13 protein-coding genes are annotated in these 21,655 nt (G+C 69.9%); all 13 read right to left on the reverse strand.

The window, feature by feature from the left end:
• Positions 1-14 precede the first annotated feature (14 nt).
• On the reverse strand, positions 15-512 hold the full coding sequence (locus tag AC5RVG_RS13775; protein ID WP_494014258.1) for a GNAT family N-acetyltransferase: 498 nt from the start codon (positions 510-512) through the stop codon (positions 15-17).
• Between the two features lie 94 nt (positions 513-606).
• Positions 607-1,356, reverse strand: a complete 750-nt coding sequence (locus AC5RVG_RS13780) for a hypothetical protein (protein ID WP_494014259.1) — start codon at positions 1,354-1,356, stop codon at positions 607-609.
• 284 nt (positions 1,357-1,640) lie between these two features.
• Complete coding sequence (locus AC5RVG_RS13785) at positions 1,641-2,150, reverse strand: DUF2087 domain-containing protein (RefSeq protein WP_494014260.1); 510 nt, start codon at positions 2,148-2,150, stop codon at positions 1,641-1,643.
• Entirely contained in the window at positions 2,147-4,321 is a 2,175-nt protein-coding gene (ligA, locus tag AC5RVG_RS13790; protein ID WP_494014261.1) for an NAD-dependent DNA ligase LigA, read from the reverse strand. Before ligA ends, AC5RVG_RS13785 begins: the two co-directional genes overlap by 4 nt.
• Before the next feature lie 76 nt (positions 4,322-4,397).
• Positions 4,398-5,099 carry a hypothetical protein gene (locus tag AC5RVG_RS13795; protein WP_494014262.1) on the reverse strand — a complete coding sequence of 234 codons (702 nt, stop codon included), beginning with the start codon at positions 5,097-5,099 and terminating at the stop codon, positions 4,398-4,400.
• Positions 5,100-5,186: 87 nt separating this feature from the next.
• Positions 5,187-6,755, reverse strand: a complete 1,569-nt coding sequence (locus AC5RVG_RS13800) for a serine/threonine-protein kinase (protein ID WP_494014263.1) — start codon at positions 6,753-6,755, stop codon at positions 5,187-5,189.
• Positions 6,752-8,410, reverse strand: a complete 1,659-nt coding sequence (locus AC5RVG_RS13805) for an FHA domain-containing protein (RefSeq protein ID WP_494014264.1) — start codon at positions 8,408-8,410, stop codon at positions 6,752-6,754. Before AC5RVG_RS13805 ends, AC5RVG_RS13800 begins: the two co-directional genes overlap by 4 nt.
• Positions 8,410-9,246 carry a PP2C family protein-serine/threonine phosphatase gene (locus AC5RVG_RS13810; RefSeq protein WP_494014265.1) on the reverse strand — a complete coding sequence of 279 codons (837 nt, stop codon included), beginning with the start codon at positions 9,244-9,246 and terminating at the stop codon, positions 8,410-8,412. The genes AC5RVG_RS13805 and AC5RVG_RS13810 overlap by 1 nt, the downstream gene beginning before the upstream one ends.
• Positions 9,243-10,442 (reverse strand): RDD family protein, encoded by a 1,200-nt coding sequence (locus AC5RVG_RS13815; protein WP_494014266.1) that lies wholly within the window; start codon positions 10,440-10,442, stop codon positions 9,243-9,245. The genes AC5RVG_RS13810 and AC5RVG_RS13815 overlap by 4 nt, the downstream gene beginning before the upstream one ends.
• Positions 10,427-12,955, reverse strand: a complete 2,529-nt coding sequence (locus AC5RVG_RS13820; protein WP_494014267.1) for a transglutaminase TgpA family protein — start codon at positions 12,953-12,955, stop codon at positions 10,427-10,429. The genes AC5RVG_RS13815 and AC5RVG_RS13820 overlap by 16 nt, the downstream gene beginning before the upstream one ends.
• Positions 12,952-14,304: a DUF58 domain-containing protein gene (locus AC5RVG_RS13825; RefSeq protein ID WP_494014268.1), complete on the reverse strand. Its 1,353-nt coding sequence runs from the start codon at positions 14,302-14,304 to the stop codon at positions 12,952-12,954. The genes AC5RVG_RS13820 and AC5RVG_RS13825 overlap by 4 nt, the downstream gene beginning before the upstream one ends.
• 39 nt (positions 14,305-14,343) lie before the next feature.
• Positions 14,344-15,315: an AAA family ATPase gene (locus AC5RVG_RS13830; RefSeq protein WP_493977626.1), complete on the reverse strand. Its 972-nt coding sequence runs from the start codon at positions 15,313-15,315 to the stop codon at positions 14,344-14,346.
• Between the two features lie 109 nt (positions 15,316-15,424).
• A complete protein-coding gene (locus tag AC5RVG_RS13835; protein WP_494014269.1) occupies positions 15,425-21,610 on the reverse strand; it encodes an Ig-like domain-containing protein in 6,186 nt (2,061 codons plus the stop codon).
• Positions 21,611-21,655 lie beyond the last annotated feature (45 nt).

Raw genomic sequence — 21,655 nt, forward strand, 5'->3', positions numbered from 1 at the left:
AGTTCCTGCGGCTGCTAGAGGCGTTTGACGAAGACCAGCAGCCGGATGTCGGTCCCGGGTACCGGCCAGTCGCGCTCCGGCACCCGGTCGAATCCCAGCGACTCATACAGCCGGTGCGCCGCGGTCCAGTCGCTGCCGGTGGTCAGGCTCACGGCGTTGATGCCCGGCAGCGTGCGCGCGTACTCCACGATGGCGTCCACGAGGGCCCGGCCGACGCCCGAGCGCTGCAGCCCCGGATCCACAGCCAGCATCCGGAACTCCAGTTCGCCCTCCCGGGCGATGTCCGCATACTCCCCGCCGGCCTGGGTCAGCGTGACCGCCCCGGCCACCTTTCCGCCCCGCTCGGCCACCCAGATCTCGGCATGCCGGGCCCGGTGCGCCACGTCGGAAACGTGCACCAGATACGGGTGGTCGGCTGCCGGGAAGTGTCCCGCGGCCAGGTACGCCTCGCGTGTCAGGCGCTCCACGTCGTCGAAATCGGTAGCGGTGGCAGGGCGGATGGTGATCTGCATGTGCTTGGGCGGTGTCCTTGCGGGTAGTAAACGTACGACGGCGGGGCTTGCCTGACCAGTTTCCCGCACCACGGGCGGTGCGCGCCAATACGGTTCAGGCCGGGCCGCCGGCAGGCCGTCCCGCCGACGGCCCGGCCGCCGGACGGGGCACGGGCGGGAGCAATTCCGGATTGACCCGCCGCTGCAGGGCGGCGACCGCCTCGGCCGGCAGCGCCAACAGACCGTCGAGCTCCTTGCGGGCGCGCGCGTAGGCCAGCTGCCGCTCGGCGGGCGTTGCAGCCCTGTCCACCGCGATGGTCAGCAGCCGGCGCGCGGTGTTCAGCCGCAGCCGTTCGGGGCCGCTGAAGTGCTGGTCCTGAATGCGGCGGGCCTCGCGTTCGGCGATGTCGAAGGCGACCTCGTAGGCCCGCACGGCCTCGCGGTATTCGCGCAGCCGCTCGTCGGTGGCAACTTCCGCCGCGGTGACCGGCCGGAGCCCGTCGGCGGTCCGCTTGGCGCGCAGGAACGCCACCGTGAGCGGCTCGCGGACATCGGACATCATGGGGAAATCGATCAGCTTGGCGACGTCCAGCTCATAATCCAGCCAGCGCGCGTTCACCGCATCATGGTCGGCCATTACCGCCGCGGTGTCGCGGAGCCGCTGCTGTTCGGCGGCTGCGGCGGCACGCAGCCGGTCGGCCTCGCGCCGCGCGGCCTCCGAGCGTGCGCTTTCGTGGCGCCGGCCGCCGCGGTTCCAGCCCTGGCCGCGCCGGGTGCGCCTGGCACGCTGTCCAATACCGGAGACCACGGCGAAACCGACCCAGATGAACCACCAGGGGAAACCGTCGGCAAAGAATTCGTTCATGGCTCACCTCGCACATCCATCGTCCCATGGCGGGTGATGCCAGTCACGATAGTTTCACGAGGCCGCGGGAGAATGGTTGGGCCCGCGTAGTGCTGCCAGTATCCATCTTCCCGCTGAGAGCGGCCTATAACGTCGAGAACGCTGTATATCGTCGAAACCGGCCGATAATGCCGCACGCCGGGACGATAAAGGCCGCTTTCGCGACGCCCGTGCAACTACCCCGCTGGGGGCCCCGGCGTCGGCTCGGTTAATCCGCGTCGGCACACGTTCCGCCCCTCGCGCGGCTACGGCTGCCCGGGGCCGTTGGCGCGGCGGTGGCCGACCCGGTAGTCGCTGCCGTCCGGCTCGCGGTCCAGGAAGCCGTCATCGACCAGGGCACGGCGGAGCATCGGCACATCGGACGTGAACGCGGTCAACCGGGCGTTCAGGTCCTTCTCAGCCATGACCTCGCCTCCGGCGATGACGCGGTCGCGGATGTAGCCCAGCAGTTCCAGCCGGTCCGAGGCGCGGGACGGCAGCACCACCAGCCCGCCGGTGAGGAACCTTTCCGGCCCGGCCGGCCCGGGTTTCCGGGCCGCGGCCAGCGCGGCCTTGAAGACGCCCGGCTCGACGGCGAGGGCACCGCCGTCGTCCGTCACCAGGCCGGAGGCAACCAGCTTCTGCCGTTCCTTGGCGGTCATCTCCGGCTGTTGGCCCAGCACCAGGGCGGCATAGAGCCCGCGCAGCCGCTCGCTGGCCAGGGCGGAGAGCAACTGCTGCCAGCTGGCGGCGGGCCCTGGCCGCTCCCCCGTCATGCCGTGCCGGTTTCCAGCAGCCGGCGGAAACCGTCCTCATCCAGCACTGTCAGGCCCAGGGACTCGGCCTTGTCCAGCTTGGTCCCCGCGTTCTCGCCGGCCACCACATAGCTGGTGTTCTTCGAGACGGAGCCCGAGGCCTTGCCGCCGCGGATGATGATCGCTTCCTTGGCCTCGTCACGGCTGAAGTTCGGCAGCGTACCCGTCACCACCACGGTCAGCCCCTCCAGCGTGCGGGGCATGCTCTCGTCCACCTCGTCGGCCATCCGCACACCGGCTGCCGCCCAGGCATCGACAATCCCGGCATGCCAGTCCTCGGCGAACCACTCTTTTAGCGCCGCCGCGATGGTGGGACCGACGCCGTCGACGTGGGCCAACTGGTCTTCGCTGGCGGCCCGGATGGCGTCCATCGAGCCGAAGGCCGTGGCCAGGGCCCGGGAAGCGGTGGGACCCACGTGCCGGATGGACAAAGCCACCAGGACGCGCCAGAGCGGCTGGGTCTTGGCCTTCTCCAGCTCCTCGAAGAGCTTCCTGGTGTTGGCCGTGGGAACCGAGGGCTTCTTGGCGGTGCCCTTGGTGTAGAAGTAGGGCACCAGCTCGGTCTCGCCGGTGGGCACCCCCTTATCCTTTTTCTCGCGCCGGATCCGCACGTCGGCCAGGTCCTCAGGCCTGAGGCTGAAAATCCCGGCCTCGTTGGTGAGCGGAGGCTGTTCGGGTTCGGCCGGCCGGGTCAGCGCGAACGCCGCCTCGTAGCCCAGCGCTTCGATGTCGAAGGCGCCGCGGCCGGCCAGATGGGCCACCCGCTCGGTCAGCTGCGCCGGGCAGGACTTGGCATTCGGGCAGCGCAGGTCGACGTCGCCCTCCTTGCCGGGAGCCAGCGGGGTGCCGCACGAGGGGCAGTCGGTGGGCATCACGAACTCGCGCACCGGCGGATCCTGCGCATCCCGCAGCGCCAGCACCGGGCCCACGATCTCCGGGATGACGTCGCCGGCCTTGCGCAGCACCACGATGTCGCCGATCTTCACGCCCTTGGCCTTGACCACGTCCTGGTTGTGCAGCGTGGCCATCTCCACGGTGGAACCGGCCACCTTCACCGGCTCCATCACTCCATACGGCGTCACCCGGCCGGTGCGGCCCACGTTCACCCGGATGTCCAGGAGCGTGGTGTGGACCTCTTCCGGCGGATACTTATAGGCCACGGACCAGCGCGGCACCCGCGAGGTGTGGCCGAGCGCGCGCTGCAGGCCGAAGTCGTCCACCTTGACCACGATGCCGTCGATTTCGTGCAGCAGGTCGTGGCGGTGCTCGCCGTAGTGGTCGATGAACTCCAGGATCTCTTCGTAGCTGTCAACGACCTTGAAGTAGGGGCTGGTGGGCAGCCCCCATTCCTGCAGCAGGGCGTAGGTCTCCGATTGGCTCTCGGCGTCGAGCCCTTCGCGGGCGCCGATCCCGTGGACGAACATATGCAGCGGCCGCTCGGCCGTCACCTTCGGGTCCTTCTGCCGCAGCGAGCCGGCCGCCGAGTTCCGCGGGTTCGCGAACGGCGCCTTGCCGGCCTCCACCATCCGCTCGTTGAGCGTGAGGAAGTCCTTGGTGGGGATGAAGATTTCGCCGCGGATCTCCACCTCGGTCGGGATGTTGCTGCCGGAGAGCCGGCGCGGGATGTCCGCGATGGTCAGGGCGTTGTGGGTGATGTCCTCGCCGGTCGTGCCGTCCCCGCGGGTTGCGGCGCGGATGAGTTCCCCGTTGCGGTAGAGCAGGTTGACGGCCAGGCCGTCGATCTTCACTTCACTGAGCCAGCGCAGCTTCCTGCCGTTGCCCAGGTTGGCCACCGACGCCGTGGCGCGGTCCACCCAGGCCTTCAGTTCGTCCAGCGAAAAGACGTCCTCCAGCGAGTACATCCGCTGCAGGTGTTCGACCGGGGCGAAGGCGGCCGAGACCTCGCCGCCGACTTCCTGCGTGGGCGAGTCGTTGGCCACCAATTCCGGGTGAAGGGCCTCGATTTCCTCCAGCCGCCGGTACAGCCCGTCGAATTCGGCGTCCGAGACCAGCGGGGCGTCCTCGTTGTAGTACGCGTAGCGGTACTTGCGGACGTCCTCGGTCAACTGCTCGTACTCGTGGCGGATTTCGTCGCTGGGAATCCCGCCGGCAGGTGTTTCGACTGTGCTCACCTGACTATCTTGCCCGAGAAGCGCGGTTCAGGCGACGACGGCGGTGCCCGCGTGCCCCGGGTGGACCGGCGGCCGCTCAGTCTTCGGCGTCCGGCCGTTCGTCGAGCAGCGGCAGGTCGGCCGCGGTGACCAGATGGGAGGTGACGGCGTGTTCGACCAGCCGCGCACGCCGGTTGGTGGCGAGCTTTCCGCCGCCGCCGCGTAGTCCGGCGACGCCCACCCGGTCCAGTTTGTCGCAGACGTTGTCCAGCTTGCGGTTGAACTTGGTCAGGGGCCAGCCCAGCCTGGCCGCCGCCTGCGAGGACGACGGAATCGAGCTGAGCCCGGTCCCGTCACGCTTGAGCATCGGCTCGGCCAGGGCCAGGATCAGGGCCTTTTGCGACGCGGTGAACACCACCGGGCCGATGGTGGTCTCGCCCACCGCATCCGTGTCCCGGTGTTCCTGGCGGAACGACGGTGTCTTAACGTGGACCGACAGCTCATAGGTTGTGGGGCCGGCCGTGAAAACGATGTTCGTCTGGCTGAAGACCATCGGGATCCGCGCTCCCGGCGCCAGCCATGCCTGCATGCCCCCGGTGGAATCGGCGATGGTCGCGGAGATCAGGGAACCGACGTTGGCCAGCCACCAGATGCCGTCATAGTGGGCGATCTGGAGGAACTTGCGGTGCAGGTAGGGGTTGTCGTCGATCTCCAGGTCGCCTTCGCGCCCAATGGTGAACACGTCGTCGTTCGTGGCTTCGAACCATTCGCCGCAGAACTCAATGCTCACATCCGCCACCGCTAGCCCCCCTTGTCTGCGCCGGCCAGGGTCGGCGCGTGATTCATCGTTCCAAACTTACCCGCAAAAGCCACGCAGTCCGGGCAACTACTGATCCGCGCAACCGCGGACCGGTTCCGAGGCCCGGCCGTTGGCCCGCACCACCACCACTTCGATGCAGGTGCGGTCGTTCTGCGCCAGCGGCACGGTCGCCTCGGGCTCGCCGGTGCGCTCGGGCTCGCCCCGGCCCAACGCGGTAACGGGCGTCCAGATGAACAGGTCGCCGTCCCGCGGGTCCGGGTTGGTCCAGCTGAAGACCGCCTCGCCGCCCCCGACCCGGCCGGCCAGGTCCTCGGGCGGCACCACGTTGCCGGACAGGCCCTCCAGGGCATTCGCCGGCGGCCGGCTGACGGGGGCCTCGGCCACCGCAGCCTCCGGTGCGGGCCGGTTGAGCACGACGGCGGCGCCGGCGAGCACCGCCGCCACTGCGACCGCCCCCGCCACCCAGGCCCAGGGGCGGCGCCGCGCAGCGCCGTCTGGTTCCGTCGCTGCATCCCGTTCGGAGTCCCGCAGCACGGTGGAGCCGTCCGGGGCCGGCTCATGGGTCCGTCCCTCGGCGCCGGGCAGCCACGGCCCGGGAGCGCTGCCTGCTGCCGGCGGCGGGTCCCCGGGCAGCCGCCCGGTGCGTTCGGGAAAGGCGAAACCGGGCGCCGTCGGCACCGTGCCGGCGGCCGGGTCGATGGAGACAATCCCGCGGACGCGCGTCGCCTCGCCGTCGTCACCGCCGTCCGCTTCAGCCGGCCGTGCTTCCTCCAGCACCTCGAACGGCGTCACCGAGAGGTTCAATTCCGCCTGGACCCGCTGCAGGGACAGCGCGAAGGCATAGGCGGAGGTGAACCGCGACCCCGGCGACTTGGCCATCGCCGTCGCCAGGGCCAGTTGCAATGATGCGGGCACGTCGGCACGGCGCAGCGGCGGCAGCGGCGCATGGGCAATCCGGTCCATCAGGTCCCGCTGGGAGTTGTTTCCGCCGGGCTGGATGAACGGGGACCGGCCGGCCAGCAGCGTGTAGATCGTGGCGCCCAGGGACCAGATGTCGCTGCGGGTGCCGTTGCCGGCATTGCCCCGGAAGGCTTCCGGCGGCGACCACGGTATGGACATGCCGGTGTCGCCATCTCCGCCGTCGGTGCTCGAGGAAATGCCGAAGTCGGTCAGGGCCGGCCGGTTGTAATCGGTGACCAGGATGTTGGCGGGTTTGATGTCGCGGTGCGCGATACCCGCCCGGTGCGCGGTTTCCACGGCCGAGGCCACCTGGATGCCGAGGGCCAGCACTTCGTCCACCCCCAGCGGACCGTTGCGGTACCGGACGTCCAGGCTGGGACGTGAACAATACTCCATCGCCAGGTAGGAATGTCCGTCGGCGGTGAGGTTGGCCTCGTAGATCGTGACGATGAACGGATGCGTGGACAGTTGCGCCATGAGGTTTGCTTCGGATTCGAAGCGGCGTCGGGCGTCCTCGGTCTTCAGCCCGGACAGCAGTACCTTGACCGCAACCCGGCGCCTGGGCCGATCCTGTTCGTACAAATAGACGTCGGAGAAACCGCCGGAGCCGAGCAGCCTGACGTAGCGGTACCCGTCGATGGCGGGCGGCGGTGCGGGCGGGCGCTTCACGCTCACGGCAGGTCCTCAAAGCGCAGGGAGATGCCGTCGCCCAGGTCCGCGATGTCGCCGTCCAGCAGCATGACCGCCTCGCCGTGGCCCAGACGCCGGGGCGCCTGCTGGCCCCGCAGGAGCAAGGTCCCGTTGGTCGAATTCAAGTCGGCAAGGATGACGTGCCACCCTTCCAGCCGGACTTCCACGTGCGAGCGCGAAATGTCCCCGCTGGCGCTGTGCACCGGCACCAGCCGAGGCATCACCCTGCCCTGGACCCGGTTCGCGGAAGGCTGCCGTCCAACGATCACGGGCCTGTCCAGTTCCACCACTTCGCCGGTGGACAACCGCAGGTGCCCCAGCGCCGGCCGCTGCACCTCCCGGGCCTCGCCGTCCAACGGGCCGCCGCACCCGGAACACGCCGAACTGGTCGGCGGATTGGCGTGGCCGAGACCGCACACCCGGGCCAGCACCATGGGGGCGGTGCTCGGGGCCGGCGACGGCGCCGCCTCGGGTGCGGGTGCGGCCGGAACCTCGGGCAGGTCGCTGCGCATCAGCGTCTGCCCGTCGTGGTCGCCGCCGTCGCGGTCTCCGCCGTCGCGTTCTCCGCCGTCGTGGTCGCCGCCGTCGAATCCGGCCGGTGGGCTAGCGAGGGCGGCAGGGCCGCGGTTGGCAGCCGCGGCCGGTTCGGCATCCCCCGCCGCTCCCGCGGCCGATGCCGAGGCGGCCGTGCGTGCGGACGCAGAGGGCGTCAGCCAGGGAACGGCATCGATCAGGTCCAGCGGCTGGCCCGGCCTCCGGGTCGGGCCAGCCGCCGCGGGGCGTGGCGATGCGCCGGCACCGGCCGGGGCATCGCCGGCGACGGCTTGGGGCGGCGGCGGTTGCAGGTTGGCACGCTGCGCTGCGGCGTGGACAACCGTCTGGTCCAGGCCATCGTCTGCCGCCGCGGGGTCCGGTTCCGCGGGGGCGCCGGCGGCCTGTCCGGCCGGGGGCGCCGGTTCGTCTCCAGGCGCCCCTTCGTCGGCGGCGGCGCCCTCGGACTCGTCGTCGGGCACGTAGAGGCTGGTCAGGTCCAGGCTTTCGGCCCAGCCGCCGCCGGCGGACTTCGGTCCTGCCGATTCGGGCTGCGCGGCCGGAACCGGGGCGGGTGCAGGTGCAGGTGCAGAAACGCCGGCCGTCCGGTCCGTTCGGGCGGGATCGGCTGCGCCCTCTACTCGGGGCTCCCGTCCGGCCTCCAGCGCCGCGCCCATGCGCAGGGCACCCAACTGTACCGCGCCGGCGCGCAGCGGCAGCCACGGGCCCGGCCGGCCTTCGGCGCGGGAGCCGTCGGGCCCGGCCGCAATGGCCACGCTGCCGGCCCGCAGCCGCCCCTCGGTCCAGCTCGAGACGCCGCGTCCGCTCAGTTCCTGCCCGCCCGGGTCGGCGGACACCACCACGTCGCCGCGGAGCACCGCGTGGATGCCGCCGGAGCAGGAGACGATGCCGAACTGCGGCATGGCCGACAGGTTGGCGCCGTACCCGGCGACCACGGTTCCGAGCAACGTTTCCAGCGTGGCGCCGGACTCCAGCGCCTGCCACAACTGCTGCACCAGGTCTTCGGGAGCGCCGGGTTCGAGGAGCACCGCCGTGCCGCCGCTGACCAGCCCCAGCCAAGGCCCGGGGCTGTACGTCATGCCCGCCATCAGGCGTCCTCCTCCGCCGCTCCCTGTTTCGGAGCATCCAGCCGGGGCAGCGTCGTCGTATCCTCCTGCCGCGGGGCGGTCGAGGCGTCGTCGGCGTCGCCTGCGGGACCGGCTACATCAACGACGACCACGGTGATGTTGTCACGCCCGCCGGAGCGCAGCGCGGCTTGGATCAGTGCATCGACTGCGTCCTGGGGACCGGATACGGAGGTGAGGATGGCGTAGATGTGGTCGTCGCTGACCTCCGAGGTCAGCCCGTCGGAGCAGATCATGATCCGGTCCCCCGGTTCCACGGGCACCATCCAAAAATCCGGCTGGTTGTCTTCGCCGGTGCCCAGCGCCCGGGTAATGACGTGCCGGCGGGGGTGCACCAGGGCCTCCTGGGCGGTGATTTGTCCGGCCTCGAGCAGTTCCTGCACTTCGGAGTGGTCGACGCTGATCTGGACAAGCTTGCCGTGGCTGAGCCGGTAGGTACGGGAATCGCCGACGTTGAACACGAGCCAATACGGCACGCCGCGTTCGGAGACCAGCGCGGCCCCGGACACCGTCGTGCCCGCCCGCGATGCAGCCGCCGCCCTGATCCGCGCGTCCGCCCGGCCGATCAGCTGTTCCAGTTCGTGCGCGCCGAGTTCGTGGCTGGCCACGTAGTCCCGCATCGTCTCCACGCAAATGCGGCTGGCCACTTCGCCCGCCTCGTGTCCGCCCATGCCGTCGGCCACCGCGAACAGCGTCCCGTCGGCCAGATACGCGTCCTCGTTCAACTGCCGTCGCAACCCGCGGTCGGACCCGGCACCGACAGTGAGCCGAATGGGCTCCCCTCCCGACGCCGTGCTCATGCCCGTCCGATGGTAAAGCTGCGGTCGCCGAATTCGACGGTCGCGCCGGGTTGCGCCGCCACGGGTTCCCCGGGGGCCAGCTGACGGCGGATGCCGTCGCCGCCGGTCACCGCGGTCCCGTTGGTGGAGTTGCGGTCCGTCACCCAGACGGTGCCGCCGTCGACCCGCAGCAGCAGATGCGTCTTGGAGACGGAACGTCCCATGTCCGCGAAATCGATCAGTTGGTCAATGTCCTCGCCGGCGCCTGCGGCCGGGTTGCGCCCGATCAGGGCCGTCGTTTCAAGTACCACATCGCGCCCGTCGTCGAAGGTAATGGTGAGGGGGCCCGACGGCGGGGCCACCGTGCGGACCCGGGTCGCCGCGAATTCTTCGTCCGGGTGGTGGTGCGATTCGGCCTCCGCAGCTATCCGTGCCGGAGCCGGAGCCGATGACGGCGGCTCACCCGGGGTGCCCGAGCGGTCAGCCGCCGGCGCCGGCGGAACGTCGGCGCCGAAGGGGGCCGCCGGCAGCTTGGCCGCCGGTGCTTCCATTGCCGGGCCGAATCCCGGGATCGCGGCAATGACCCCGGAGGGCTGCGAAGCCGGCTCAGCGGCGGGCCGGCGCGGGTCTTGTCCGTCCGGTGCCACGCCGGCAAAGCCGGCGCGGGCGTCCGTACCATCCGGGGCGAAGGCCGCCGGCCCGTAGAGCCCGCCGGTGGTCAGCGGATCGCGGCCCTGTGCCACGTCGAGCACCAGTGTCTTGGCCACCTTGTCGTGCCAGCCCTGCCGCCTGTGGTTGCGGTCCCAGACGTTGGAGACCACCACCACGACCGCGCCCACCGCCAAGACCAGTCCGCCCACGGCGATGATCAGCCCGCGCAGGAAGATGGCTCCCCAGCCGGCCGCGTGGCCGTCCTCATTCGCGGTCCGCAAACCCAACAGCACGTTGCCGGGAGTCTTGCCGGTGGTCGCTTCCCAGCCCCAGAGCCAGATGGTGTAGGCCAGCGACAGCACGGTCGCCAGCCCGATCCACAGGAACAGGCCGCCCAGCGCCTCCGCGGCCGCGGAGGCGCTGCCCGAGGCTGCGGCCTCCATCACGGCCGGCACGCTGGCAGCGTAGGCAGCCAGCATCAGCACGGCCGGCGGAATCTTGTCGATCAGCCACGCCCCCAGCCGTTTGCCGACCGGGGCGCTGACCAGATTCAGTCTTGCTGCCACGTGCTGCTCCCGCCCTGTTTCGGCCGTCCGGCCTGTGAGTCTACTGTACGGATTCTAGTGGCGGCCGTTGTCCGCCGCCGCGCCAGCCGCCTCCTGGCGTCGGCAACCAGCGAGCGCGGCGTGTACTTTGCCCGCTGCCGCTGCCAGAAACCCAGCGAGTCCTTCATCTTCGCCAGCGAGTCGTCCACCTGGTCCCAGTACTGCTGCACTTGCACCTCCGTCGGTTCGGCTGCCCCGAAGATCGCCGCGTCGGCCCGGTGTGCCAGCAGGGTGGTGCCGTCGGCGGTGGCCGGGAACTGCCCTGCCAGCGCGGCCGCGTGCTCGCGCCGGGTGGCGTTGGCGGGGGCGCTCGCTCCCATGTCGGTGGCCAGGGACATCACCTCGCGCCAGCCGCCGCCCACGCGTTGGCTCGGCAGGCCTTCGCTGGCCCGCTGCTTGCGCCGGCGCAGCTTCAGCCAGGCGATCAGCAACAGCGGCAGCAGCAATACCGCCAGCGGGAGGGCGGCCAGGCCCACGGCCGCGAAGAGCCAGCCCCACTGGTCCCAGAACGATTTCTCCTGCTGCTCGGCGTCCTGCGGCTCCGGGGCGGTGTCCGGCGGCAGCTCGGCCGGTTCCTGCGGCGGAGGGGGTGGCTGCAGGACCTGCGGCTTGGGCGTGGACTTCGGCTCCTGCTGCGGCGGCGTCGGCTCGTTGTCCTCGTCCGGCGTCGGATCGAAGGCGACCCAGCCGGCATGCTCAAATGCCACCTCCACCCAGGCGTGCACGTCTTCGCCCTTGATCTGAACTGCTTCCCCGGTGGACCGGCTTTCCTTCGGATCCGGGTAGAAGCCCATCACCACCCGGGCCGGGATGCCCAGGTGCCGGGCCATCAGCGCCATTACGACGGCGTACTGCTCGTCGTCGCCAATCATCTGGTCGGCATCCAGCAACTGGATCATCCGCCCCGCATGGTGGCCGGAGAGGCTGCGGGCTTCGTCTTCCTTGCCGTTGCTGAAGAAGCCGTTCTCGTGCAGGTTCCGTTCCAGTTGGCGCACCTGTTCGATCGGCACCGTCGCTTCGCCGACAAATTCGTTTGCCTTGGCCGCGACGATGTCCGGCACCCTGGCCGGTTTCGGCAGCCGGACGGAGGCGAAGTCATACTGTGCCAGCTGGGCGTCCTCCAGCCGGCCGGGGAACGTGGTCTCCACCGAGTAGCTGTCTCCGGCCAGCAGGTACCGGGTGGTCAGCGCCGTCTGGGAGTCGTCGTTGTAGAACAGCGAGCCGCCCAGCTCGGCCGCCCGCTCCCCCTGGAACGCCAGCCCGTCGATGTGCCCGCCCGCGGGAAGCCAGACGCCGCTGTAGTCCCCGATCCGGATGTCGAGCCGCGCGGTGCCGCCGGACGCCGGGCCGAGCGAACCGGCGTCGCCGACGGGTTTGAAGTTGCCCCCGCTTTCGGGGTTGACGTTGTAGACCGTGCCGTCGAAGGTATCCAGCGCCGCCAAGCGCACCCGCTGGCCCTCGGGCAGCCCCGCGACGGTGAAGAGCGTCTCCTCGGCCCGGTCCTTCACGTAGCTCCGGAAATCCATCAGCGGGCTCGGATAGTCGTAGAGATTGACCGGGGGGACGACGACGTCGCGCAGCACCTCGCGATCGCCCCGCGCCGTCAGTGCCGGGCCGGCCAGCGCCGTGAGCGCCACCGCCGACGCCAGCATTCCCGCGCCCAGGCCGAGCCTTCGCCGCGGCCCTGCCCGGTGTGCGGCCGGATCGGCCGGCGCCGCGGTGGCCACACCGGCAGCGGCATCTCCCCGGGCCAGGTGGCGGTGCCACGCCAGCCAGGCCGCGGCCACGGCGACCAGCAGCACGCCGCGCAGCACCGGCAGCACCGGGACATCGGTGCCGAACGCGATGCCCAGCAGGAAGAACCCCAGTACCGGCAACAGCGGCCAGTACGGCCCGCGGAGGCGCCACGCCAACGTGCCGGCCAGCAGGGCGGCGGCCAGGGCGCCCAGGAACGGCACCACCAGCATCCCGCCGGAGATCCCTACCGGCGGGGCGACGGTGAGGATGTCCTTCCACGCGAAGACGAAGCCGGTGAGCACGATCCGCAGCGAGTCCAGCGACGGCAGGACGCCACCGATCGCTTCGCCGGGCGCGGCGAAGGTGCTGCCGAGCAGCAGGTACGCCGCGAGTCCCGCGGTGGCCGTGGACAACAGGCCCAGCCGGTAGCGCGCGCCGACCAGCGAGAGCAGGAGGCCGACGGCGATGCCGCCGAAGCCTGCAGTAAGGTAGCGGCCGTTTCCGCCGAAAACATGATGGAATCCGGCCAGTCCCAGTCCCAGCAGCAGCACCAGGACGGCCGCGTCGATGGCCACCTGTCCCGCGGGCCGCGGCAGCCGGGTCGATAATCTGCCGCCGGCCGGCAGGCGCCGCTTCCGCGGGGCGGCAGGGCCGGCGTCGTTCCGTCCTGCGGCGGCACGGCGGCGCACCCGCCCGGGCTGCTGCCCCGGAGACGGAGCTTTGGCGCTGCCGCTCATGCGGCGGCCTTCCGCAACACGAGGGCCAAGTCGTCCAGGGTGGACAGGGACAGCACGGACAGGTCGCCGATGGTCGCCCGGGCGGCCTGAAGGCCGCCGCCGCAGCGGATGGCGAACGCACGGATGCCAACCGGAACGGCCGACGATGCCTGGCGCAGCTGCGTGGCGGACACGTGATCACCGACGACCAGGAACATGACGGACGCATTCGGAACCGCGTCGGCGGTACTGCGGGCCAGTTCCACCGCGGTGGAGCGCTGCGGTTTGCCCTCGATCCGGGTCATTTCATCGAGCAGGATGCGGCCGGTTTCGCTGCGCAGCGGGCCCCGCTGGGTCAGGACGCTCAGGTTGCGCTCCTCCCGGATGGCCTGCAGCCCGATCGAGGCGCCGACGGAGACCGCCAGTTCGAAGTCTTCCTCCGAACCGTATTCCTCGGTGTTCGTCGAGATCGCGACGGCGAGATGCGCGCGGCGGGTTTCCTCGAACTGGCGCACCATCAGCGTGTTGGTGCGCGCCGTGGTTTTCCAGTGGATGTAGCGGCGGTCGTCGCCGGGGACGTAATCGCGCAGCGCGTGGAAGGAGACGTCGGCGCTGGCCAGTTCCTTGGTGGGCAGGCCCTCGAGGTCGCGGATGAACCCGGCGGCCGAACTGCCCAGCGCGGTGGTGTGCGGATGGACGAACAGGTCGGTCGGTTCCGTCCACATCATCTGGCGGCGGAGCAGGCCCAGCGGATCCTGGCGCACCGAACGGACCGGGCCCACCACGATGACGGCGCGGCGCTGCGTCGGGATGGTGAACAGGTCCTCGTGCACTTGGCCGGCCTTCATGCGCGGCAACTGGAACACGGCGGTGGCCGCTCCGACCGGCAGCTCCAGCGCCGCCGGCAGCAGGGGTTTGTCCGCGGTATTCGTCACCGCTATGCTCCCCACGGCTTGGTCGCCGACCGCGACCCGGGTGCGGGCCAGGTCCAGTTCCACGCCATACGAGGAACGGCCCAACACAAAACCTATCGCCAGCAACAGCAGAAACAGTCCCGTGAGTGCCGCGATCTTGGCTTCCTGCCAGCCGAAGGCCATCCCGGGCACCAACAGCAGGACCGTGCCGCCGGCCACCACCCAGCCCAGCGGGCTCACCGTTTCCAGCACGGGCCGCAGGTAGCGCTCGGCGGCGTCCTGGGCCCGCTGCCAGCCCGGCCGCACGTACTGCCCTGCCAGCGAACCGGCCCGGGCCGCCAGCGAGGCCGGATGCAGCGTGCTGCCTTCGTCCGGAGCCACCCGCCGGATGGTTTCGCCGAGGCCGGCGAACCGCTTCGTCTGCTCCGTGGCCCGCTTCGTCGTCGTCTCGGTCATGCCGCCGCTTCCGGCCGGAAATCTTCCGTCGGCACGGCCCTAGACCGTCACCCGCTGCTGGGGCGCCGGCACGCCGGCCAGCACGCGCGACATCACGGCCTCCGGGGTGGCGCCGGCAAACTCCGCCTCGGGGTCCATCACGAACCGGTGGTTCCAGACCACCGGAGCCAGTTCCTTGATATCGTCCGGCAGCACGAAGTTGCGGCCCTGGGAGGCGGCCCAGACCTTGGCCGCACGGACCATGGCCAACGCGCCGCGGACGCTGACGCCGAGGCGCGACTCGGCCGCGTTGCGGGTTTCCTCGCACAGGGCGGAGACGTATTCCAGTACCGACAGGTCCACGTGGGTGGTAGCCGCGAGATCCGCCATGTCCCGCACGGCCTGCGGGGTGATGATCGGCGTCAGGGCCGCCGACCGGTCGCGGGTGCCGGCTCCGGCCAGCAGTTCCACCGTCGACGCGCGGTCCGGGTAGCCGATCGACGTCTTGATCAGGAAGCGGTCCAGCTGGGCTTCGGGGAGGCGGTACGTGCCGGCCTGCTCGATCGGATTCTGCGTGGCGATCACCATGAAGGGTCGCCCGGCGTCATAGGTCACGCCGTCCACCGTCACCCGGCCTTCTTCCATGACTTCCAGCAGCGCCGACTGCGTCTTCGGCGAGGCACGGTTAATCTCGTCCGCCAGCACCACGGTGGCGAAGATCGGGCCCTTGTGGAACTCGAACTTCTGCGTCTTCTGGTCGTAGATCGTGATGCCGGTGACGTCAGAGGGCAGCAGGTCCGGCGTGAACTGGATGCGCGAGTTCGAGCCCTGCACGGTGGCGGCCAGCGACCGGGCCAGCATCGTCTTGCCGGTTCCCGGGGCGTCCTCCAGCAGCACGTGGCCCTCGGCCAACATGGCCGTGAGCACCAACCGCACCACCTGGTTCTTACCAAGCACCGCCTGGCCGACGTTGGCGGCCAGCTTCCCGAACGTCTCGGCGAACCACTCGGCCTGCTCGGAAGTCATCGTCATGCTGTTCCCGGTCTCTCTTCGTGTTGCATTGGTGTCAAACTTCCCTAGGGGCGGTCGTACCGCCCCCATGCTGACCGCCCGAGCTACGTGCATGGCGGTACTGCGCTCTTTAGCTGCATTCCGGCATCCCTGCCGGTGGCCCTTGACCCGGAGGTCTGTCTAGGGGACTCAAGCTACCTAGATGGTTCGTCCCGTCATATGTGACGTCCGTGCCCTTGACGAAAAGGCCGTCGTTATTCGCATAGGGGTTGGGCCCCGAGAGCTGCCGGTACCAGTAGGTACCGTGTCGATCCCACCAACAATTCGACACGAGTGTTGGGTTGGTCCCATGCTCGTTTGCCCAGTGGTTGTCCTTACACGATGATGCCGCTCGGTTGTAGTTACTGGGTCCGGTTCGGGAATCCATGCACGTGCGCCACCCGTCGGGCAACTTCGTACCTGCTCCCCCCACACGCAAGTTCCAGGTGTCCTTCGGCTTGGGTCTACTGCCGCTCTTTGCAGAGGCTGATGCGATAACACCCTCAGTACCCTTGGAATTGACCGTTTTGACCTTGATGTCCACCGTGGTGTTGTGACCAACGTTCACTGTCCGGCTGCCAGACCCCACCGAAACGTTTTCCCACCCCTTGCTTCCAACGTTGATCAGTAGCTTCGCAACGTCATGGTCGGCGGTGTTCGGCGGCCCCCAGTAAACGGTGACCTGCGGACTGTTGGTCTCGCCGCTTTGCCCCGTGGCGGAAGCGGTCGCCGCGCCGGGAGCCCCATACGGCGTCGCGTTGTCGGACGCGGCGCTCGGCGCGCTCGAGTAGCTCGCGCCGTCGCTGTTGCCCACGGAGGTGATGCGCACGTTGACGGCCTTGCCGTTGGTGAAGCCTCCCACCTTCTGGCCGTTTGTAATGGCCATGGTCCGGTTGTCGCTGAAATGGGCACGGTAGCTGACTTCGCCGGCCTGGGCGCCGTTGCGCTGCGCGGCGGTCAGTTCGTTGAAGGACACCGTCACCGCACGTCCGGCACCGCCGGTATCTGCTTCGCTCAGCGAGGCTCCGGTCGGGGCCTCCGGCGCCCCGACCGCCCGCCGCGGGTTGGACTGCGGGCTGGCCTCGCCCGACCCGGCCTTGTTCCGGGCCGTGACGGTGTACGTGTAGGCGGTCTCCGAGTTGGGCGCCGTCACCGTCTGCGAGGTGGCGCTCACCGCGGGGAAGGTCCGGGTCAGCGCGCCGCCCTGGTATTCGCGCACGGTGTAGTCGAGAATCTCGCCGCCGTTGTTGGCCGGCGCGGCCCAGCTCACCTTCAGCTGGCTCTGGTCACCCACGGATTTCACCCGTTCGGTGGCAGGAGCGGTGGGAGCGGCGGGCGGACCGGCCGGCACCTCTGCGGCGGAGTAGGCGCTGAAGTCGCTCGGTTCCGGGGCGCGGTTGTGCGCCTGCACCCGGACCTCGTAAGCTTGGCCGTTCTCCAGCCCCTCCCACCTGTAGCTGGTGCCGGTCAGGCCGTTCTTCTGCAGCTGGCCGCTCGGCGGGGCCGGAGAAATTTCCAGGGTGTAGCTTTCGATGGCCGAGCCTTCGTTGGCCGGGGCGGTCCAGCTGACGTCCAGTGACTTGTCGCCGAACTTCAGCTGCGGGGCGGCGGGGGTCGCCGGCCGGACGTCCGGCCGCGCCACCGCTGACTCCGCGGACGGGTCGGACGTGCCCACGCTGTTCTCCGCCGTCACGGTGAAGGTGTATTCGACGTCGTTCTGCAGGCCGGTCAGGGTGCAGGTAGTGGTCGCGCACTGCTGGCTGAAGCCCCCGCCGACCCCGTTCACCGTGTAGCCGGTGATCGGCGCGCCGTTGTCACTGGGCGCCGTCCAGGACAGCACCACGCTCTGGTTGCGGACCGAGTCAACCAGCGGCGTGCCGGGCGTCTCCGGTCGGCCCTTGACCACGAGCGAGACGTTCGCCGTCGCCTGCCGGCTCCCCTCGCGGGTCTTGTCCTCCACCGTGTATTCGACGGTCATGGTGCCGGAGAAGTCGGCGCCGGGCGTCACGATGATCCGCTCCCCGTCGATCTCCGCGGTGCCCCCGTTGCCGGCCACGGCGCTGACGATCGTCAGCGGGGTTTCCGGGAACGGGTTCACGTCGTTGGCGAGCACGTCTACCGGCAGCGCTTCGCCCTGCACGGCGTCGGGCACCTCGTCGTCGTTGGCGACCGGCAGCGGGCGGGTGGAGGCGGTCGCCCGCACACCCACCCGGCTGGTCACCTTGTCGGAGCGCCCGTCGGTCACGGAGAAGTTGACCACGCCGGTGGCTCCGGTCTGGAGCGCGGCATCCGCCGCCACCCGCAGCACGCTGCCCTCCAGGCTGACGTCGAATCCTTCCGGCGTCCCGCCTTCGACGGCGAACTGCAGCTTCTCCAGGTCCTCGGGGTTCGGGTCGCTGGCCAGCGGGCGCAGGTCGTAGCTGACGGCGTCTTCGCCCTTGGCCACCTCCAGCGTGCCGGTGGTCAGCTCCGGCGGGAAGTTCCGGTCGGCGGCCGGAATCACTTTGGTCATGATGGTCAGCGTGGACTTGAGCCCCTCGGGGTCGTCGGGGCCCGATCCGTCGGTCACCTCGAACGTGATGGAGCCGGGGCCGGCGTAGTCGAGGTCCGCCTTGTAGCTGAGCGTGCTCGCGTCGGCCATCCATTCGTCGTCGCTGGTGCCGATCGCGCGGATGTTCTCCGCCTCCGTGATCCGAGGGGTGCGGCCGGGCCGGACTTCCACCAGTTCGGTCAGGTCCAGCCGCAGTTCCTCGCCGGCCGTCACGTCCTGCGGGGTGTTGTCGCGCAGCACCGGATACTGCTCGCCAAGCGGCGGAACCCAGATGACCGCGGTGGCCTGCAGCCCGTCCACGTCCCGGACTGTGTAGGGAATCAGCTGGACGGCGTCGGTCAGCTCCACGTTGACCTGGCCGTCGGCGACCGCCCGGGCGGTCGGGTAGCCACCATCGACCAGGACGTCCAGCTCCTTGGCCACGCCGTCCGGGTCCTCGTCGTTCTCCAGCACCGGCACGTCGACGGCGGTGCGCCCCTTGATGTCGGCCGATTCCACCCGATCGTCACGGGCCAGCGGCGCCTGCAGCGGGGCGTCCCCGCTCACCTGGACCGTCACGGTCCCGACGGCGGAGCCGCCGCGGCCGTCGCCCACGGTGTACCGGGCGTTGACCGTGCCCTCCTGAGCCGGGGTGGTCAGATAGACGCGGCCGTCTTCGGCCTTGGCCGCGATCGACTCGGGCGTGCCGACGATTTTGTCGGGGGCCAGCTGGAGCGGGTCACCGTCCGGGTCCGAATCGTTTGTGAGCACGTCGACGGCCACCGTCCTGCCCGGCCGGATCTCGATCCCGTCGTCGAGTGCCACCGGGTTCTGGTTGCTCTCCGGCGCGGGGGCGATGCCGACCAGGACCGTGGCCGTGTTAACGGCGCCCAGCCGGTCCTTGACCTGGTAGGTGAAGGTGTCGGTTCCCGCGCCCTGCGCCGATGCCGTGTAGTCGATGTAGTTGGGCCCGGCGACGGCCGCGCCCTGGGCGGGAGCCTTGCCGATGCCCGTCAGGTAGACCGAGTCGCCGTCGGGATCGATGCCGTTCAGCGGGATGGGAATCCGGACGGTCGACCCCGCGATGGCGCGGGCCTCCTGGTTCTTGGGGGCGGGCTGGGAGTTGGATTCGTCGTCGCGCGGGAGGATGTTGATCCTCAGCTGGGCCGAATCCCTCTGTCCCGTGGGGTCAGTCACCTCGTAGACCGCGTAGACCGTTTTGGCCTGCTGCCCGGCGATAAAGCGCACGGTGTTCTCGGCAGTGAAGATGCGGCCGTCGGCAGGGTCCGGGGTCTCCGCGAGCTCTTCCACCAGCTCCAGCGTGTCGCCGTTCGGATCGGTGTCGTTGGCCAGCACCTCCACGGTCACGACGTCGCCGGCCCGCACGGTGGCGGTGTCGGCCTCGGCCTGCGGCGGCAGCAGCTTGTCCTGGCCGGCCACGGAGATCACGCTGACCTCGCCCGTGGCCGAGGCGAAGCCGTTCGACACGGTGTACCGGATGGTGGTCTGCTGGTGCAGCCCCTTCACGTCGGAGAGGCGCAGGATGTTGTGGTCCAGCACCTCGACGGCGACGGGCGCACCGTCGGCGTCTACCGAGGTCACGACCAGGACCCCGCCGGCGGGGTCGGTGTCATTGGCCAGCACATCCACCAGCACCTGCCCGTTCTCCGGCAGCAGCGCAACGTCGCGCACGGCCACCGGCGCGCCGCCGCCGTCGTCCTCGGTCGCATCGATGCGGATCAGGCCGGTGGTGCTGGAGGGCCCGTTGGTGACGAGGTAGGTGAAGTAGTGCGCGCCGGCGGCATCGGCCGTGAACTTAACCGTGCCGGCGTCGTAGTCGGGCACGATCGAGGTGTTAGCCGCGGAACCGGTCTTGGCCAGCCGGAGTTCCCCGCCGTTGGGGTCCTGGTCGTTTTTCAGCGGCGCGATCTGAATTTCCTGGCCCACGGTCGCGGAAAAGTGGTCGGCGTTGGCCAAGGGCGGCAGCGCGCCGGGCGGGCGGACGTCGAACACCACCACGTCCTCGGTGGTTTCGGAACCATCGGACACCCGCACCGTGACGTCCTTCTTGCCGAACGTCTTCCCGACGTCCTGGAAGGTCAGCAGCCCGTCCGGCCGGGTCCGCACCAGGTCGCCGTCGGCGGTGTTGTCGGCGCCGACCAGGAACAGGTCGTCCCCGTCCGGGTCGATCCAGTCACTGAGGATGTTCTGGCTGATCTCCCGGCCCTGTTCCACCAGGATGGTGGTCTTCCGCTTCGCTTCCGGCGCCAGGTTGCTGCCCTCGGCGCGCACGTCAATCGCTACCCGCGCCGTGTCCGTGCCGCCCCGGCCGTCGTCCACCTCGTAATTGAAGGTGTGCCGGCCGGGTGCCGCGTCGCCGTTGACCACGATCTGCAGTCCGGTGCTGTCGTAGATGCCCTGCACCTCGCCGACGACCGGGCCGTCGCCGATCACGCGGGCGGTGAGCACATCGCCGTCGGGGTCGGAGTCATTGTCCAGGATGGTCAGCGTGGTGGTGCGGCCGGCACGCACGCCGAAGGTGTCGTCCTGGGCGACCGGCGGCTGGTTTTCCTCGGTGCGGTCGGGCAGGGTGTTGACCGGGTTCTCGTCCGCCGAGTCCTCTTCGTCCTCTTCGTTCTCCTGCTCCGGCGGGATCAGGTCGCTCCAGTTGTCCACCAGCTGCATGTTTTCGAGCACCAGCCAGACGTTTCCGGCGTTCACGTCGTTGAGGACCACGATGTCCCGGTTCACCCGGAAGACCAGCGACGCGTTCGCACCGATTCCCAGGATCGGCTGCGCGAGATCATCGGCGTCGTCGCTGCAGTCCCGCAGGTAGTGGTTGACGCCGGCCCAGGCCGCGTGCAGGCATCCGGCGAGCTGGACCGGTGCGGCCGGTGTTCCGGTGCCTTCCAGCGGCACGATGGCTGCGTCGGATCCATTCAGCGGCTGCTTGATCAGGGCCGACTCGGTTGCCACCGCCACGAACGGGCTTTCGTCTCCGCTGAGCTGCAGCGCGCCGCCCCTGGCGTCCGGCACGGTGACCTCGCGGCCGCCGGGGAGAACCAGCAGGCCCGAGTCGGTATCGAAGACCACCGCTTCTTCCCCCACCGCGGCTATCTGCAGATCCCCGGCTGTGGCCAGCGACTCCACCCGGTGCCCGCCGGTGCGTTCGGGCACGCCTTCGTCGTTGACTTCGAAGCGGGCGACCTCGCCGGCAGCCGGATCGGCAACGAAGATGGTGTCCTGCCTCGAGACCGTGGCCACGCTGCCCTTGGCGTCGGTGAGCAGCGGCTCGGCCGTTTCCTCATTGAACGACCCCAACTCGTCTGCCGGGCTAATCCAGACCTGACCCTTGGCCGTGTCGGTGATGGACAGCAGCGTGTTGCCGAAAGCCACGTCGGCGGTGCCGGGCAACTGCTGTTCGGACCCGCGCTCCATCTGCGCCACGTCCACCGGGCTGAGCATCGACTGGTCCTGGTTTTCCATGAACACCGTGCCGGCGTTCTGCAGGACATCGAAGCCGTCACTGTTGGCCCTGAAGCCGCCGTCGAGCACCTGGGACTGATAGTTGAGGTGGCCGACCATCCCCTGGCTGTTGTTGGTGACCCACACCCCGCCGTCGTTCAAATCCACGTCGGCAGTGGGGAACCCTTGGTAGTAGATGGCCCCGCCGACCACCAGCGCCGTCGCCACAGAGAAGGTCGTCGTCGATGCGAGCGTCTTGCGCCGCCGCGTCCGCCCGAACATTCTTCCCCGCAATGCCCTGATTCCTTTGTGATCCCGCGCCGATTC

The sequence above is a fragment of the Arthrobacter senegalensis genome (genome assembly GCF_059091765.1).

Coding starts and splice junctions, on each gene's coding strand:
- AC5RVG_RS13775 (WP_494014258.1), bottom strand. CDS start 512: ATGCAGATCACCATCCGCCCTGCCACCGCTACCGATTTCGACGACGTG.
- AC5RVG_RS13780 (WP_494014259.1), bottom strand. CDS start 1,356: ATGAACGAATTCTTTGCCGACGGTTTCCCCTGGTGGTTCATCTGGGTC.
- AC5RVG_RS13785 (WP_494014260.1), bottom strand. CDS start 2,150: ATGACGGGGGAGCGGCCAGGGCCCGCCGCCAGCTGGCAGCAGTTGCTC.
- AC5RVG_RS13805 (WP_494014264.1), bottom strand. CDS start 8,410: ATGGCGGGCATGACGTACAGCCCCGGGCCTTGGCTGGGGCTGGTCAGC.
- AC5RVG_RS13810 (WP_494014265.1), bottom strand. CDS start 9,246: ATGAGCACGGCGTCGGGAGGGGAGCCCATTCGGCTCACTGTCGGTGCC.
- AC5RVG_RS13820 (WP_494014267.1), bottom strand. CDS start 12,955: ATGAGCGGCAGCGCCAAAGCTCCGTCTCCGGGGCAGCAGCCCGGGCGG.
- AC5RVG_RS13825 (WP_494014268.1), bottom strand. CDS start 14,304: ATGACCGAGACGACGACGAAGCGGGCCACGGAGCAGACGAAGCGGTTC.
- AC5RVG_RS13830 (WP_493977626.1), bottom strand. CDS start 15,315: ATGACGATGACTTCCGAGCAGGCCGAGTGGTTCGCCGAGACGTTCGGG.
- AC5RVG_RS13835 (WP_494014269.1), bottom strand. CDS start 21,610: ATGTTCGGGCGGACGCGGCGGCGCAAGACGCTCGCATCGACGACGACC.